Source organism: Aquiluna sp. KACHI24, assembly GCF_025997915.1.
GTDB lineage: Bacteria > Actinomycetota > Actinomycetes > Actinomycetales > Microbacteriaceae > Aquiluna.
The window spans coordinates 112,636-129,076 of record NZ_AP026677.1; the positions used below are offsets into that span (position 1 = coordinate 112,636).

General features: G+C 53.2%; 13 protein-coding genes and 1 pseudogene. 10 read left to right on the top strand and 4 right to left on the bottom strand.

The window, feature by feature from the left end; all coding sequences use genetic code 11:
• Positions 1–305: 305 nt before the first annotated feature.
• The 4 genes and pseudogenes from OO713_RS00585 to OO713_RS00600 all read right to left on the bottom strand — a co-directional run bounded on the left by OO713_RS00585 (position 306) and on the right by OO713_RS00600 (position 4,435).
• A pseudogene (locus OO713_RS00585) lies at positions 306–1,782 on the bottom strand (NAD-dependent succinate-semialdehyde dehydrogenase).
• The gene (locus tag OO713_RS00590) at positions 1,783–3,873 is read right to left on the bottom strand and encodes a cation-translocating P-type ATPase (protein WP_264785662.1); all 2,091 of its coding nucleotides are present in this window, start codon (positions 3,871–3,873) and stop codon (positions 1,783–1,785) included. It abuts the pseudogene before it with no gap.
• A complete protein-coding gene (locus OO713_RS00595; protein WP_264785663.1) occupies positions 3,866–4,087 on the bottom strand; it encodes a heavy-metal-associated domain-containing protein in 222 nt (73 codons plus the stop codon). Before OO713_RS00595 ends, OO713_RS00590 begins: the two co-directional genes overlap by 8 nt.
• Before the next feature lie 15 nt (positions 4,088–4,102).
• A complete protein-coding gene (locus OO713_RS00600) occupies positions 4,103–4,435 on the bottom strand; it encodes a metalloregulator ArsR/SmtB family transcription factor (RefSeq protein WP_264785664.1) in 333 nt (110 codons plus the stop codon).
• 87 nt (positions 4,436–4,522) lie between these two features.
• Here OO713_RS00600 and OO713_RS00605 point away from each other — a divergent pair, with 87 nt between their 5' ends.
• The 10 genes from OO713_RS00605 to OO713_RS00650 all read left to right on the top strand — a co-directional run bounded on the left by OO713_RS00605 (position 4,523) and on the right by OO713_RS00650 (position 16,407).
• On the top strand, positions 4,523–5,185 hold the full coding sequence (locus OO713_RS00605) for an aquaporin (RefSeq protein WP_264785666.1): 663 nt from the start codon (positions 4,523–4,525) through the stop codon (positions 5,183–5,185).
• Entirely contained in the window at positions 5,178–5,594 is a 417-nt protein-coding gene (locus OO713_RS00610) for an arsenate reductase ArsC (RefSeq protein ID WP_264785667.1), read from the top strand. The genes OO713_RS00605 and OO713_RS00610 overlap by 8 nt, the downstream gene beginning before the upstream one ends.
• A 72-nt stretch (positions 5,595–5,666) precedes the next feature.
• Positions 5,667–6,689 carry an iron ABC transporter substrate-binding protein gene (locus OO713_RS00615; protein ID WP_264785683.1) on the top strand — a complete coding sequence of 341 codons (1,023 nt, stop codon included), beginning with the start codon at positions 5,667–5,669 and terminating at the stop codon, positions 6,687–6,689.
• A 7-nt stretch (positions 6,690–6,696) separates the two neighbouring features.
• Entirely contained in the window at positions 6,697–8,211 is a 1,515-nt protein-coding gene (locus OO713_RS00620; protein ID WP_264785684.1) for an iron ABC transporter permease, read from the top strand.
• Positions 8,211–9,233 (top strand): ABC transporter ATP-binding protein, encoded by a 1,023-nt coding sequence (locus OO713_RS00625; RefSeq protein ID WP_264785685.1) that lies wholly within the window; start codon positions 8,211–8,213, stop codon positions 9,231–9,233. The genes OO713_RS00620 and OO713_RS00625 overlap by 1 nt, the downstream gene beginning before the upstream one ends.
• A 72-nt stretch (positions 9,234–9,305) precedes the next feature.
• Positions 9,306–9,935, top strand: coding sequence for a VTT domain-containing protein (locus tag OO713_RS00630; RefSeq protein WP_264785686.1), 630 nt, complete (start codon positions 9,306–9,308; stop codon positions 9,933–9,935).
• A gap of 25 nt (positions 9,936–9,960) precedes the next feature.
• On the top strand, positions 9,961–11,055 hold the full coding sequence (locus tag OO713_RS00635; RefSeq protein ID WP_264785687.1) for a DUF3048 domain-containing protein: 1,095 nt from the start codon (positions 9,961–9,963) through the stop codon (positions 11,053–11,055).
• A 65-nt stretch (positions 11,056–11,120) separates the two neighbouring features.
• Positions 11,121–12,857, top strand: a complete 1,737-nt coding sequence (locus OO713_RS00640; protein ID WP_264785688.1) for a hypothetical protein — start codon at positions 11,121–11,123, stop codon at positions 12,855–12,857.
• Positions 12,854–14,695 carry a hypothetical protein gene (locus OO713_RS00645; RefSeq protein WP_264785689.1) on the top strand — a complete coding sequence of 614 codons (1,842 nt, stop codon included), beginning with the start codon at positions 12,854–12,856 and terminating at the stop codon, positions 14,693–14,695. The genes OO713_RS00640 and OO713_RS00645 overlap by 4 nt, the downstream gene beginning before the upstream one ends.
• A gap of 53 nt (positions 14,696–14,748) precedes the next feature.
• Positions 14,749–16,407, top strand: coding sequence for a hypothetical protein (locus tag OO713_RS00650; RefSeq protein WP_264785691.1), 1,659 nt, complete (start codon positions 14,749–14,751; stop codon positions 16,405–16,407).
• Positions 16,408–16,441 lie beyond the last annotated feature (34 nt).

Genomic DNA, 16,441 nt, shown 5'->3' on the forward strand with positions numbered 1-16,441 from the left:
AAAACAATCGCTTTGCTAAATCGTTCTGAACTTTTCTACTCTCCACTTAGCCTTATCGAGCTGAGCCTAAAGAACAGAAGATCGACTCGGCCATCTCCTGAGTTGCAAATACAGGAACTTGAATCACTGGGTATTGAGGAGCTCCAAGTCGACTCTGGAGTAGCAGCGAATTTGTTAGAGCTGGAAACCTTAGACCCCTTTGACTTGGCATTGGTCGCTCAAGCAAAACATCGCGGAATGCTGTTTCTGACGTCAGACCAGCGAATCTTGAATTCTGATTTGAAGTTTGTTAGAGATCTGACTGACTAAACGGTCGGGTCAGCAATACCAACATAGACAGTCTCGAGATACTCCTCGATACCCTCTTGTGATCCCTCACGACCAAGACCTGATTGCTTGACGCCACCGAATGGTCCTGCTGGGTTTGATACCAAGCCGGTATTCAAACCAAACATGCCGACCTCGAGACCCTCGGCCAGGCGAAGTCCTCGGTTGAGGTCTTTGGTGAAGGCATAGGCGACAAGACCATACTCGGTGTTATTCGCCATCTTGACTGCTTCGGCCTCAGTCTTGAAGGTGCAGATTGGTGCGACTGGACCAAAGATCTCATTTTGCAAAATGTCACAGCTCTCTGGGACAGAAACCAGCACTGTTGGTGGGTAGAAGTAACCCTCACCGGAAGGAATCTCCCACCTAGCAAAACCTTGGCACCCTTGGACTTGGCATCCTCAACGAGGGCGTGAATACCCTGACGAGCACGCTCTTCGATTAGTGGTCCGATGTTTGAACCCTCATCTAGACCGCGGCCAACCTTGAGAGCTGACATGCGCTGGCTGAGCTTTTGACCAAACTCATCGGCAACGCTTTCGTGGACGATAAATCGGTTCGCTGCTGTGCAGGCCTCACCCATGTTGCGAAGCTTTGCGAGCATCGCGCCCTCAACTGCCTTATCGATGTCGGCATCTTCAAAGACCAAAAACGGTGCATTGCCACCAAGCTCCATCGAAACGCGCAATACCTGGTGAGCAGAGTCTGCAATCAGCTTGCGACCAACTGGGGTAGAACCGGTGAACGAAAGCTTTCTGAGTCGGTCGTCTTTGATAAGTGGACCGGTGACCTCTTGAGGGTTAGTGGTCGTGATTACATTCAGCACACCCTTTGGAAGCCCCAGATCCTCCAAAACCGTTGCAAATAGTTGCGAGGTGAGTGGAGTGAGTGCTGCTGGCTTTAGCACCATGGTGCAGCCAGCTGCGATGGCCGGTGCAATCTTTCTGGTTGCCATTGCAAGCGGGAAGTTCCAGGGGGTAATCAAAAGTGCTGGACCGACCGGCTTCTTTAGGACCATTAGGCGGTTCTTGCCATCTGGGGCAGTTGAGTAGCGACCGTAGATCCTTGGTGCCTCTTCGGAGAACCAACGTAGGAACTCGGCTCCGTAGGCTACTTCACCCTTGGCTTCAGCAAATGGCTTACCCATTTCCATCGACATCAGCATATCGCAAAGTCATCTGCCATCGCGGTCACTTTTTCAAAGGCTGCGCGAAGTAGCTCCGCTCTCACGCGAGGAGCGGTCTTGGCCCAGTCTGCCTGGGCTTCGTGAGCGGCAGCTAGAGCTGCTTGACCGTCTTCGTAGGAGGCATCTGAGATGGTCTTCAGGACCTGGCCGGTCGCAGGATCGATGACATCTAGAGTCTTTCCGCTGGATGACTCTCGCCACTCACCACCAACAAAAACACCGGTTGGAACTAGGTCAAGAACACGTTTTTCATCTGCGGGGGTAAACACTTACGACTCCTTCGTCTTACTACCATCTTGCCATCTCAACCGAAGTGCATTGGCCACCACTGATACCGAGGAGAAGGCCATGGCAGCTCCCGCGAGCATCGGGTTCAGCAGCCCCATCGCTGCAACGGGAATTAGCAGCACGTTATAGCCAAAGGCCCAACCTAGGTTTTGGAAGATATTGCGATGGGTGCGCTTTGCAAGCTTTAGCGCAAATGGAATCGCGCTGGGGGAGTCGTCCAAGATAGTGATCGAGCTAGCAGCCTGAGCGGCATGGGCACCGGAGCCCATGGCAATCGACGCTCTGGCGGCACTCAGAGCAGCAACATCGTTGATGCCATCACCGATCATGACGCTGTCCTTGGTGCGCTTTACGACTTCGAGCTTTTCTTCTGGGCTGACTCCGCCTTGGAACGAATTGATGCCCAGCACCTTCGCCACTTCTTCAACTCGCCTGGGAGCATCTCCCGAAAGCAGCATGGTCTCAAATCCAAGCTCGGTTAGATCGGAGACTACTTCTTTGGCTCCTGGCCTTAGCTCATCGCTCAGTTCGATAAGTCCATGAGCCCAACCCTCCCAGGAGACAACTACCAGGGTGTTTGGTCCGACTAGCGAAAGCGCTTCATCGAGCTCGGCTTGGTTCTCATAGCGTTGCGGTTTACCAACATGGACTTCAATGCCGTCCACCATTCCAATCAACCCAACGCCTGCGACCTCTTTGACATCGCTTGCGGTCTTTGCGCTGGAGAGCTTTGAGATTGCCTTTGCCACGGGGTGCTTCGATCCAGCCTCAACCGCTGCGGCATAAGCCAACATTGTCGCTGCCCCAACACCGCCAAGACCTCGAGAGTTCACAACTCTGAGCTCACCATCGGTGAGGGTTCCGGTCTTATCAAAGATCACTGTCTTGGTCTTGGCTAAGTCCCTAAGTGAATCTGGGTTTCGAATCACTACTGAGCGCTTGGCTCCGACTGAGGTTGCTACCACCAGGCTCATTGGAACGGCAATACCCAGAGCACAGGGACAGGCAATTACCAAAACCGCGACAGCTGCCTCAAAGCCCTTGGTCCAATCACCCAGAAGTCCCCAGCCAATAAATGTGGCAAGGGCAATGACGATTACCGCTGGCACAAACACAGCAGAGATTCGATCGGTTAGCGAAGCCAACTTGGTCTTTTGACTGGTTGCCTCGCGAACAAGATCAGCAATCTGACTGAGTCTCGAAGTCGAACTGGTTGATTGTGCGAGCACCTTTATCTCGCCAGATAGTGATGTGGTGCCGGCAGTTATCAGAGCGCCAGATACCAACTCCACCGGGAGCGATTCTCCCGTCAGGGTAGAGGTATCTAAGGTTGCATTGGCACTTTGCAGCAGGCCATCCACTGGAACTCGTTCGCCGGCTGCAACTAGAACCAAATCACCATTTTTGATTGCAGCAGTATCGATTTCGACCCGCATACCATCACGCTCGACGATGGCTTTTTGGGGGATGGCACCTAGTAGCGCACGGACTGAGTCGGTCGCGCTGCGTCTTGCTCGAACCTCGATGTAGCGACCAATTAGCACCACAGTTGGCACAACTGCCGCCACCTCAAAATAGGTGTGGTGCATGCCTGAGAAAATCAAATAGACCGAGTACGCATAAGCAACCGTGGAGCCAAGTGAAACCAGGGTGTCCATGGTGCTACTGAGGTGACGCAGGTTTTTGATGGCCGCGATGTGAAATGGTGCAGCCACATAGAAGAACACCGGTGTTGAGAGTGCAAATACCAACCAGTGCACGTCTGGGAAGCTCAGCTGCGGAATCATGGCAAAGGCCATCGCTAGTGCAGATAGCACCGAACCAATCCACAGCTTGGGCTTCAGTGCCTGAAGTTCAGGTTTACCCTCACCAACCTTGTAGCCGGCATCTTCAACTGCCCTTTTGACCAAGTCGAGATCGAGGGCAGAGTCGAATTGAAGGTGGGCCTTCTCGGTCGCGAAGTCAACGTAAGCGCTAACCCCGGGGACCTTGTTCAGGCTCTTTTCAACTCTTCTGGCGCATGCTGTGCAGGTCATGCCCTCAATCTCGAGCTCGGTCAGGTTATTAGGCATTTAGGGTTGCGAAACCTGTTGCCTTGTAGCCAGCCTCGGCTACTGCATCTGAGAGCTGGTCATTGCTAACGCCATCAACCTCAACCTCTGCTTTGCCGGCAGCGTGGTCAACGTTTACCGCGCCGACGCCAGCGAGTGCGGTCAGTTCCTTAGTAATGCTCATTGCGCAGTGACCGCAGGTCATGCCTTCGATTTGAATTTCTACCTTTGCCATTTCTGGGCCTTTCTTTTAGTTGAACAGATTTGCAATTTGGCCCCAGCGATCTCTGTTGATCGAGTACCAAACCCAAGTGCCGCGGCGCTCGCGGGATATCAATCCGACGTCCGTGAGTTTCTTCAGGTGGTGACTGACTGTTGGCTGGGTCAAAGCCAATGGCCCAGTTAGATCGCAGACGCAGGACTCTTGCTTCTCGGCTTTGGCGATCATGGCAAGAAGCTGCAATCTAGTCGGGTCAGCGACTGCCTTTAAAAGCTCAGCAATGCTTTCAGCACTGGTTCGAGCCAACGGTTCTGCGCCTGGTGCGGGAGCGCACTCCAGAAGCTGAAGTGGAATCTTGGTCACCAATTGTTCACCTAACCCTTATAGACAGTCATCTATGTAGACATAGATACTTGTCTATGTTCAACACTAACTCAGGATTGAAATTCCATGATCGCTGTTCGCCCACTCTTTGCTGAGTATTTGGGCACGGCTTTGGTTGTCACCACGGTGCTTGGTGCAGCTCACATGGTGACCGAGTTGGCAGCTCCCGAAGCCCTAGGGCTATTGATGATCGCAGTCTCGGTGGGCGCAGTTTTATTTGGGGCTATCGCAGCCTTTGGTCCAATTTCAGGAGCTCACTTCAACCCCATAGTTTCATTGGCATTCCTACTAAGGCGAGAGCTGGGGGTTGCCACCTTTTTTGGCTATTTGATGGCTCAAACTCTCGGCGCCATCAGCGGAGCTGCCTTAGCGAATCTAATGTTTGAAAAACCGGCATTTCTAATAAGTGAGGTCGATCGGCTGGGCACCGGAATCTTCATTGGTGAGGTGATTGCCAGTTTTGGATTGGTGCTTTTGATTTTGCTACTGGTTGATCAAAGCCCGAACCAAATTCCGGCTGCGGTGGCGCTCTGGATCGTTGCCGGGCACATCTTCACCTCTTCAACCTCATTCACCAACCCTGCGGTGAGCTTGGGTCGCATGCTCTCCGACGCCGCCAGCTCAATCTCCCCAGCGTCAATGCCCAGTTACCTACTAGCCCAGGTTGTGGGCTTGGGATTGGCACTAGTTGTTTCAACCATCACCAAGAAGAAAGCAGAAAATGTCTAACCCAATCGCATCCGTAATGTTTGTCTGTGTCCACAATGCGGGAAGAAGCCAGATGGCTCAGGGCTTCTTGCAGCACCTAGCCGGTGACCGCATTGAGGTTCGCTCCTCCGGCACCATGCCGGGAAACCAGGTAAACCCATCAGCGGTGGCAGCCATGGCTGAGTTGGGGATCGATATCTCTGCAGCTAAGCCAAAGGTGTTGACCGATGAGGATGTTCAGGCATCTGACTACGTCATCACCATGGGTTGCGGTGATGCTTGCCCGTTCTACCCAGGCAAGACCTACCTTGACTGGCAGCTGCAGGATCCAGCCGGAAAGGGCGTTGAAGATGTTCGTCCAATCCGCGACGAAATCAAGGGTTTGGTCGAGAACCTGATTGCTGAAATCGATGCAAAAAGAGGCAATTGACAAAGTAGTTAGGTTTACCTAACCTATTCAGAGCAGAGGGGCGACCCTCTGCTCTTTTTAGTTAGGAAGCAATTGAAGAAATCACTTGGGGCAGCAATCGCCCTTATGACCGCACTCTCGCTGGCAGGCTGTGCCCCCGCCGCCACCGAATCAACTGAGTCAGCCTCAGAGACCGCTTCTTCAGAACCGCTGGTGGTTTATGCAGGTAGAAGCGAAGAGCTGGTTCAACCGCTGATTGATCAGTTCACCGAAGCCACCGGCATTGAGGTTGAGGTTCGCTACGCAGGTAGTGCAGAGTTGGCAGCTCAGATTTTGGAGGAGGGTGCTAATTCACCAGCCGATGTCTTCTTTGCCCAGGATGCCGGAGCGCTAGGTGCTGTTTCCAAGGCTGGGCTTTTGAAGACTTTAGATCAGAGCCTTCGCGACTTGGTCTCGCCGGAGTATGGAGCGAAAGATGGCAGTTGGATCGGTGTTTCAGGCCGGGTTCGAGTCCTGAACTACAACCCTGAGAGGGTTACCGAGCTGCCAAAGTCGGTCTTTGATCTTGCTAACCCTGAGTACCAAGGTCGAGTTGGCATCGCACCAACTAATGCCTCGTTCCAAGCCTTTGTGACGGCGATGCGATTGATTGAGGGCGAAGCGAAGACCCTTCAGTGGCTTGAGGCCATGAAGGTCAATGGCGTGGTCTATGAGAAAAACGGTGCGATTTTGGATGCCGTTGAAGCTGGTGAAATCGATTTGGGCCTAATCAACCACTACTACTGGTATGCCAAGGCCAAAGAGGTCGGGGTTGAGAACCTAAAGTCCAAGATTGCTCAGTTTGAGAGTCAGGATGTTGGAAACCTAAGAAACGTAGCCGGTGTTGGCATTCTCAGCGAGAACCCAAATGCCAAGGTCTTTGTTGAATACCTGCTTTCTCAGCAGGGCCAGCAGTACTTTGTCGAGCAGACCGGTGAGTACCCGTTGGTGGCAGGGATTGAGCTTTTGGAGGGCTTGGTTCCACTTAGCGATATCCCGGCTCCAGAGTTTGACCTGAATGACCTAGATGCCCTCGAGCAGACTCTAGAGCTGATCAGGCAAGCTGGGCTAATCTAGCCAGATAATGCGTAAACCCCCAGTCATTGTTGTAGCACTGGGGGTTTTCGCTTCCCTGGCGGCCCTGCTGCCGCTTGGCTACTTGCTGATTCGCTTGGGTCAAGGCTTTGACAAGGCAGTGGCTGAACTACTGCGGCCGAGGACCCTGGAGCTATTGGCAAACACGGTTGTTCTGGTTATCAGCGTGAGCGTGAGCGCCTTAGTGATTGGCTTTTTGCAGGCCTGGTTGGTCACTCGAACAAACCTCAGAGCCCCGGGAGTCTTTGCGGTTTTGGCTACCCTGCCACTGGCGATCCCAAGCTATGTGATGGCCTTTGCCTTCACTGCCACCTTCCCTGGTTTCAGCGGATTCTTTGCCGCTTGGTTGGTGCTCAGTCTGGCGACCGCCCCTTATGTATTTATCGCTGTTTCCGCAGCCTTGGTTAGGACCGATGTATCTGCCGAAGAGGTTGCAAGAAGTCTTGGTTTATCCAGAATCAAGGTGCTGCTTCGAGTCACCTGGCCACAGGTGCGACCGGCTGCTACCGCATCCTCACTGCTGGTTGCGCTGTATACATTGAGTGAGTTCGGTGCGATCTCGATTCTGCGGTTTGATACCTTCACGAGAGCGATCTACAACGCCTATCGATTGAGTTTTGATCGCACCTCTGCAGCGGCCTTGGCACTGGTTTTGATCATGCTTACCTTGATGGTGATCTGGTTTGAGCGCCGCTATCGCGGTGACTACTTACCGCAGCGCACCGCAATGCAAAAGCCATCTCGCATTGCTCTGGGGACAATGCACCCAGCAGCCGTATTCGTTCTAACTTCGATTGCGATTATTGGGGTGGGAGTGCCGCTCTATTCACTTTTGAACTGGAGCATCATCGGCTCCTCGACCGCAGATCTAAGCGAGATTGTCGAGGCGCTTGTGGGTTCGGCGACGGTGGCATTTGGGTCCGGCGCACTGATTGCGCTAGTTGGGTTAGCGGTAGTGATTTGGGTAGTGAGGTTTCCATCCCCGCTTGCTCGCGCGGTGGAGTTTTCGATTTGGGCAACCCATGCCCTGCCGGCAATTGTGATCGCACTGGCCTTGGTATTTGTTGGTGCCAACCTACTGCCTTGGGTTTATCAAAGTGTGTGGATGTTGGTCTTTGCCTACCTGATTCTGTTTTTGCCCAATGCGCTCAGTGTTATCTCCACTCCAATTGCTCAGGTTCCACGATCTTTGGAACAGGTAGCCAACTCGCTGGGAGTCAGAGGCAATCGCACGCTTTACAAGGTGGTGTTGCCGATGGCAACACCGGGAATCATCGCGGGTGCAGCTGTGGTGTCATTGACGATTTTGAAGGAGCTACCGGCAACACTGCTGCTTCGACCAACTGAGTTGCAGACCCTGGCTATCAGGTTGTGGAGCGCAACCGAAGAGCTGCAGTTTGCTCAGGCTGCCCCATATGCCCTGCTTCTGGTATTGCTCGCTGGAATTCCTGCCTTAGCCTTAAACGCTCAGGCCAGAAAAGCGGTAGCGGAGGTGAGCGACTGATGCTGAAAATCTCAAACCTAGCTATCTCCTATGGCGGAAAGAGTGTGCTTAGCGATCTTTCGTTGCACGCCAGCAGGGGAGAGCTAACCGCAATCTTGGGAGCATCAGGCGCTGGTAAGTCGACGCTACTAAGACTGATTGCGGGCTTTGAAAGACCCACCTCAGGTGAGATTTGGCTTGATGACACCCAGATAGCTGGTGATCAGGTGTTTGTTGCTCCTGAGCACAGAGGCATCGGGATCGTGCCGCAGGACAGCGCGCTGTTTTCTCACCTGAGCGTCGCAGAAAATGTTGGATTTGGTTTGGCCAAATCACCAACCAAGGCGGCCCGAGTTCAGGAGCTCCTAAAACTTGTAGGACTTGAGGAGTTTGCCAATCGCAAGCCAGCATCGCTTTCGGGTGGGCAGCAGCAGCGAGTGGCACTCGCCAGAGCACTTGCCCCCAAGCCCAAATTGATTTTGCTAGATGAACCCTTTAGTGCCCTGGATCAAGAGCTCAGAGCGCGACTACGTGATGATGTGAAGCGAGTTCTCAAAGCGGAGAATGCAACCGCAATTCTTGTCACTCACGATCAGGAAGAAGCGCTCTCACTAGCCGAGAAGGTAGCGGTACTCAGAGATGGCCGGATCATTCAGGCAGGTGCTCCAACCGAGATCTACAACGCTCCGGCGGATCTCGGGATTGCAACCTTCCTTGGTGATTCGGTACTGGTCGACGGGGTCGTGGTTGGGGACAAGATCGAGACTGACCTTGGAAAGCTCTCCGCACTGAACTCAGTGACCGAGGGTGAGCGTGGGGTAGTTGCGATTCGCTCGGAGAACTTTTATCTGCAGCCAAACCCAAGCGGTGATTCAGAGGTGGTCGGTCGAGTGTTCTTTGGTCACGACGCTGTGGTTGAGGTGCAGACCCCCAAGCTAAAGATCAGAGCTAGATCAAATGGACCGTTTGCTCCCGAGGTTGGCATGCGAGTTACGGTTTGGGTGCGTGGAGCAGTGAACTTTTACCCTGCTAGTTCTCAGTGAAGCGGTGTCTGAGGGTGAGTCCCGAAGTTAGACTTTGGGAGGCCGCAACAGTTGGCCAAAGACGGAGAACAATTGAACTGGCTTGACGCGGAACACATCATCACCGCGTTCGGACCGTACTTCGTTTTTGCAGTCACCTTTGTGATTTTTCTCGAGACCGCCTTCATTTTGACCTCGTTTCTACCAGGTGACTCCCTGCTGTTTCTAACTGGTCTAACCCTCTCCACCACGACCCTGTGGCTTCCTGACTGGGCGGGGTTCTTGTTGATTTGGCTTGCAGCATTCCTGGGGACTCAAACCGGTTACTGGGTCGGTTACAAAATCGGACCCCCGCTATTTGAACGCCGTGAAAACATCTTCATCAACAAGAAGGTGATGGCTAAAACGCACGAGTTCTTTGAGCGCTACGGCACTAGAGCTATTGTGTTGGCCCGTTTTCTACCCATCCTGCGAGCTTTGATACCAATGCTCGCTGGGATCTCGAAGATGGACACCAAGCGCTTCACCAAGCTCAACTTCATTGGGGCTGTGCTGTGGATTGGTGTCTTTATGTTCTCCGGTTACCTGCTTGGAAATGTGCCGCTGGTGAAAGAGAACCTTGAGACCACTGTGCTTCTGATCGTGGTGTTCACCACCTTGTTGCTACCGGTTGAAATTCTGCGCGACAGACTGGCGAACCGTTTCGCCAAGAGGCGCAAGTAGCCCTCAAGGTTTTACACTTGGTCAAATGCAAACTGGCTCAAAACTTCTGGCAATCGCAGCACTTATCGCATTACCTCTAGCAGGTTGTTCAGCCCCGGTGCTCACCCCAACCCCAACGGCAACTCAAACTGTTGAGCCTGAGCCAGAACCAGTATTCATCCCAGCACCGCTAACCGGTGTGCTCTATGCCGAAGAAGATGCTGCGCATCTTGCCCTCCCAGCAGTGCTCGGCAAGGTTGACAACACCTGGGGAGGTCGACCACAGCTTGCGCTAAACGATGCAGACCTCGTCTATATGACGCGCGTTGAGGGTGGCATGACCCGCATGCTGCCGGTCTGGCACTCCAGAGTGCCAGAGGCAATTGGACCGATTCGCTCAGTACGTCCAGTCGATGCCGCAATCATCGATCCGTTCAATGGCATCTTCGTCTACTCCGGAGGACAGTCACCCTTTAAGCGTGCTGCCAAGGACACCGGTTTGGTGATGAGCGATGAAGACACCGAGCAGTCCAACGACACCTACTACCGTGAAAAGTCTCGCTCGGCTCCATGGAACCTGATGTTCCGCGCTCAGCAGCTGCAGCAAAACTATAAAGACATGCCAGCTCCAACCCCAGGGTTTGAGTTTGATGCAGCACCGAGCGCGGTTGCCCTTGGCACTGTTGCAACCGGCATGACCATCAAATACCCCGGCACCATCTCTACTTGGGAGGGTGGATCTGCAGCCTTCCCATGGGCAGCAGCATCAGAACCAGCTTGGCTGCACACTCTAGACAAGGAAGAGCACTACCAAGAAGGTGGCGACCGTGTTGTCACCAAGAACGTTGTGGTGCTAGAGGTCGTTCACGACAATAGCTTTATTGATCCAAAGTACGGCGCGATTCCAAAGGCCAAGCTGATTGATAACACCGGCATCGCTCACATCTTCTCCAATGGCTACTACCTCAAGGCGACTTGGTCCAAGGCAGGGTCAGCTGACCCGATCTTGCTCAAGACAGAAGACGGCCAGCCCATCAAGCTTGCGATTGGTAACACCTGGATCGAGATGATGGACACTGCCAAGTCCAAGCTGACAATAGTGGCCCCGAAGCCTGAACCAGCAACCTCGTCTGACGAGTAGCTGTCCCCTAAACAGACAGGGCCTGAGGGTTTTCTCAGGCCCTGTCTGTTATCTACGCTTTACCTATGCAACGTGGGGGTATTCGTTCAACTCTTGCGACCCTTTTCGCGGTCGCACTATTACTCGCTACAGGATTGAGCGCGAATGCGAAATTGGCATTCGAACCAGACCCCCCGACTGGCGCTGGAAGCGTGGCAATTATCGTGTCCGAGAAAGGCCTCAACAACTTCAGTGCAATCTCGGCAGCCACAGATGATGAGTCATTTCACTGTGAGGATGCAGCTGATCCAGTCTGCGCTGATGCAAAGCACCAGGGAGCCTCTTTATTCATGCCAGTCTGCGCATCCGAGAGCCAGACCCCATGCTTTGAAAAGCTCAGCATCCGAGATGGAGGTTCATGGTCCGATGCTGTCTTTGTGGGCTATGGAAACGATCGAAAGATAGAGCCCGTTTCCTCAAGTTCGTTGCCACTGGCTACCACGCCATCGCTATTCTCGGCAACGATTGGCGGTGAAACTCTTACCCTGGTCGTTCGTTACAACCTCACCTATTTCAAAGCAAATGGGAACTGGTCTGCTAATGAAATGACTCTGGATGTGTCTCCTTACGAGACTGCGTTCGATCCTAGGTTCACTCAAGGTAGGGCCTACACATTCGTAAACGCGGAGGGAAAGCGCTACTTTGCCGGCGGAAGTGGGACCCAACACATCGAGAGCGCTGCACAGTGCCTATGGTCCGATGAGGGAAAGTGCGGCCTTCGTGCAGATTTTCCCTCCGGAATTGCAATCAGGGCTGAAGTACGTGCCCCACTTGAAATCAACGGCTGGTTTGAGGGTCGAATGAAGGACCCCAGAGTTCAAGTATCAAAATCGGCTACATTCCAGCGCATATCCGTGGAGGCCGAGCCAGTTGAGGTAAATCGAATCAGCTATCGAACGGCATTGGGAAATGTTGATGTGGCTGGCTATCGAGCCTTGAATATCGGCTATAGCGGTCTTCTCGAGGGGCCGCTGACGCTGTGGTCTGATGCGTGGGGCCAAACGGGGTTCGAGTTCGTAAAGCGTCTTCGAGACCCGATGGGGGATAAATCGAGCGGAAAGAACAACCTTTGGTCAGTCAAGACAATCATGAACGCAGTGCCGCAACAATGCCTCACGGATTCTGAATCAATCGCTGGATTCGTGGTTACCAACGCCTCTGTTTACTCAGGCAGTGTGCCCGAATTCAAGGACGGATATCTCAGTTATCAAGTTGCTGGTATGCACTATGAAGCCGATGGTAAGACGCTGAACCTAGGCACCTACGACATGGTTATGAGATCTGACGTAGCTCGCTGTCTCTACGGTTTTTCCAAGGCACCGATTTCAGCGACTGTTCAAGTAGTGGGGACCGCCGGCGAAGAGAAGGTGGCCACAACCATTGTGAACGAGCGGGACGGGTGGCTAAAGCTTGCCGCCTATGGGTTCACCTTTTCGGAGAAGGAAGTTCGCGTCACTCTGACTCAGGCCCCTCAGCCTAAGAAGGTGAGCGCAAACCTATCGAAGTTCACTGGTAAGGCAACCAAGCTAAACGCGTCGCAACGTGCTGCCATCGAATCAATAATTTCTCAGACCGAGGCCAACTCGATCGCATCTTGCACCGCATACTTCGTCAAGGCAGCCGACAAGCAGCTCGCCGAGGCTAGAGCAAAGGCGGCGTGTGCATATGCACAGGGTCTGAACCCAAAACTGAAGTTCACCTCCACCGCGAAGCAGACCAGGACGAAGGGTCTTGATGGACGAGTCACCGTGGTTTCAAATTGAAGAAACTAGTTCCCTGGCTCCTCGGGCTAACTCTTGCTCTCAGCTCTGTGCCTGCTATTGCCGAAGATGAGCAATGGCCGCTCCCCAACGAATTTGAGCTAGGGCACCATTCGATAGTGATTGAAGACACGGTTGATTTCGGTCAGCTCTTCTCTTCACTCACGGTGTTTGACGAGTCCACATCGAAGCAGCTGAGTTGCGAGTCCTTGGATGACTTGAATTGCTCAGGTGCGAAGATGATGAGGTTCAATGCGAACTTTGCTAACTGTGAGCGTGCTAATCAGTTCGACTGCGTTGAACAGCTTTCTATCAAAACCAACTCAGGTTCTGCCGTTGCAGAATTTGACCGCTACGTCTACTCAGAGCACCCAAACGCTTTCAAGGGAGACGAGAGGCTCCTGCCGGTTGAAATTGGACAACCATCGGTTTGGCGAATCCCTGGGGCACCCCATGCCGCGGGCGATCTCTATCTGCTCGTTGGTGGTAAACAGGGTTACATCCGATCTGGTCAGCTAATTGACGTCAAGATAAACGTTCAGCTGATCCCAGTCTCAGAACTCGAAGGCATTTGGGACGGCGTCATCGATGTCAATGGTTTCGGGGTCATATCACAATGTGTCGAGAAAAAGTTGGACAACGGTAAGACCGAGATTGTGGGTTGTGGCGGAGGAGCTCAAGACTTCGGCCGATTCAGGTGCGCGATTTGGGAACAAGATGGCACTTGTTTGCTTAAGAAAGCGCATCGTCTCGACGGCGAAATCTCCGTATCACTCAGGCTGGCAAATGAGCCGACAGGATGGCTCCATGGACGCATCGAAGATCCGATTGTCAAAACACAGGAGGCCGCTGGGATCAGCACAATTACCGTGACGGCTAAACCGGTTAAAGTTCCGACTCTCTATCACGGCGGCTATTTTGGGCAGCTCCCTGCAGACCTCCAGGAATACTGGGATGACTGCATGGAAAAGCGCGATTGCAACATCTCAACGAGAATCGCAAACTCTGCACCTGAGAGTCAGTCTGGTGCCAATCGAAACGTTCAGTCTTACCTGTACCCTTTTGGAAGCAGGGCGCTCAAGGCCGTAACTACCTTTGCCAAGCACGTCGCAGATACCCCGGTTGCAGCTCCAACCTCGTGGGGCTTCAGAACCCTAGATTTGGTCAAGAATTCAGCTCTGGCCCCCTGTGTCTCCAAGTTCAACGGAACTCTTGGCGTCGTGACAACAAACGCAACCGCTTACTCTGAGGGCCCACCAGAGCTGAGAAACGGATCACTTCGCTATTCGGTTGCTGGATTGCATCACGGGACGGATGGCAAGTCTCTGAACCTGGGCACGTACGACCTTTTGATGCGCTCTGACTTCGCTCGCTGCGTTTACGGATTCAGCAGTGCTCCTCTGCAAGCGTCTGTCTCAGTGCTAACCGTTGCAGGCGAGAGTGTCGTGGCAACGACTCAAGTATCGGAGCGTGATGGCTGGCTAAAGCTTGCCGCCTACGGCTTCACCTTCTCTGAAAAAGAAGTCCGCGTTACTTTGACCCAGGCCCCACAGCCCAAGAAGGTGAGCGCAAACCTAGCTAAGTTCAGTGGCAAGCTTACAAAGCTCAGCTCATCGCAACGTTCAGCCATCGAATCACTCATGTCACAAACCGAGGCAAACTCTGTTGCCAACTGCACCGCCTACTTCGTCAAGGCAGCTGACAGGAAGCTTGCCGAAGCTAGAGCAAAGGCGGCGTGTGCTTATGCTCAGGGTTTGAACCCCAAGCTGACCTTCACCTCAAGCGCCAAGCAGACGAAAACTGCTAGCTTGAATGGCAGGGTTGTAGTCAGTTCCAACTGAATCACTTGGGGGAGTCGTTGAGGAAGCACTTTTGTGCCATAGGGGCCGTACTAATGGCTTTCACCTCATTGACGCCCGCATCGGCTGGGTATATTCCAGAAGACATCGATCCGATGCAGCTCAACAGTGGTCAGTACATCTCTTTGGCCGATGCCTCATTCGGTCCATGGAGTTCAAGGGTCACATCGCGGGCAAGTGCTCGTGACGAGGTGCTCTGCAGCGGCTTTGCCGATTTATGCGATTTGGCAGCTGACAATACTCGTCAGATATCTGCCAACCTGACTTTCACCACTTGCAATTCACCTACTGAATTCGACTGCGCGAGGCTACTGACAATAAGCGGTGAGAGCTACTCGCTTACTGAACTCGTCGGAGATACGGTTTCAGGATTGCCAGACAAATTTCTACCTCATGGCTCTGGCCCATTGCTCGCTAGCGGGCCAAATGGTGATTTCATCCTCTCGATCCGAGGTGAGTATCAGTTTGATTCTGCCAAGGGCTATTTTCTTACTCGAGCTCTGGATGTAGAACTTCTTCCAGTCACCGCACTCCAAGGAAACTTTGAAAGAATCCGGATGGTCCAACGTCAAAGCGATGATGCGAAAACCGTTGGTGAACAAGGGGCAGCCGCAAAGTGCTATTTCAATACCGAGTCCGTCTGTTACCAATCTGACCAGACTCGGTTAGCCAACTTGGATGTGCAACTTGAGTTGCAGCTTTCCAGCAAGTGGAGTGGCTTTTTCAAGGGGAGACTAACCGAACCGGTGCTGGCGGTTAGGAAGAGCAAAGGCGTGCAGATTGTCTCCTTGACTGCCCAAGCCGCCAGAACGCACAGAGTCTTCTTCAAGGTGAACTGGGACGCTTATGGCAAGGCGCAGGAGGATGCAATGTGTGCCGGCACTTCCTGGTGCGAGGCCATGAAGGTGGGTTCTACTGGGCTCCGTACCCACCTGTCCTCGGCTCCTGGGGCGATGGCGATCGTTCAAGCGTTCGGCAAGCACCATTTGGATACGGCTGCCGAAGATGTCTTCGAGTGGTCTTTCGGCATTGGTCGCTCTATCGGTGAAGATTGCCTGGGTCCCAACAGAGGTTTGCTTGGCATGGTCACCTCCAATGCGCCGGTCTTCCAAGCTGGACCGCCAAATTTCCAGTCCGGCTACCTCACCTATGACATTGCTGGCCTTCACTATGCGAAAGATGGACAGACGCTAAATCTTGGCGAGTACAACCTTCAAATTCGCTCCGATGTTGCCAGATGCCTCTATGGGTTCAGCAATGCTCCGGTGTCCGCGACGGTTCAAGTAACAAACGAGTCGGGTAAGCAAGTTGTGGCTACAAAGGTGGTCTCAGAGACCGACGGCTGGCTCAGGCTAAACGCAAATGGCTTCACCTTCTCGAAGAAGCGCGTAAAGGTGAAAATCTCCCAGGGTGTTCAGGCAACCCTTTTGCCTTTTGCCCCGGGGGGCATGAAGCTCTCGGCCTCACAGAACACATTTTTGAAACAGGCACTGGCTTCAAAGATTTCTGGGACCGAGCTCACCTGTACCGGTATTTATTCGTCACAAGCCAAAGCATCGTTGGCCAAGAAACAAGCTGAGGCTACTTGTGCAGCTGCAAAGAAGCTAAGGCCCAGTCTCAAGACAATTTCATATGTGACATCCGCTTCCAGCACAGGAGCAAAGGTCGGATCAGTTCTTCTCAGATCCAATTAGGAATTGCCACGACCTAAGTAATGCTTAACTCATC

Coding starts and splice junctions, on each gene's coding strand:
- OO713_RS00650 (WP_264785691.1), top strand. CDS start 14,749: ATGGCTTTCACCTCATTGACGCCCGCATCGGCTGGGTATATTCCAGAA.
- OO713_RS00620 (WP_264785684.1), top strand. CDS start 6,697: ATGCGTAAACCCCCAGTCATTGTTGTAGCACTGGGGGTTTTCGCTTCC.
- OO713_RS00610 (WP_264785667.1), top strand. CDS start 5,178: ATGTCTAACCCAATCGCATCCGTAATGTTTGTCTGTGTCCACAATGCG.
- OO713_RS00605 (WP_264785666.1), top strand. CDS start 4,523: ATGATCGCTGTTCGCCCACTCTTTGCTGAGTATTTGGGCACGGCTTTG.
- OO713_RS00625 (WP_264785685.1), top strand. CDS start 8,211: ATGCTGAAAATCTCAAACCTAGCTATCTCCTATGGCGGAAAGAGTGTG.
- OO713_RS00640 (WP_264785688.1), top strand. CDS start 11,121: ATGCAACGTGGGGGTATTCGTTCAACTCTTGCGACCCTTTTCGCGGTC.
- OO713_RS00590 (WP_264785662.1), bottom strand. CDS start 3,873: ATGCCTAATAACCTGACCGAGCTCGAGATTGAGGGCATGACCTGCACA.
- OO713_RS00635 (WP_264785687.1), top strand. CDS start 9,961: ATGCAAACTGGCTCAAAACTTCTGGCAATCGCAGCACTTATCGCATTA.
- OO713_RS00595 (WP_264785663.1), bottom strand. CDS start 4,087: ATGGCAAAGGTAGAAATTCAAATCGAAGGCATGACCTGCGGTCACTGC.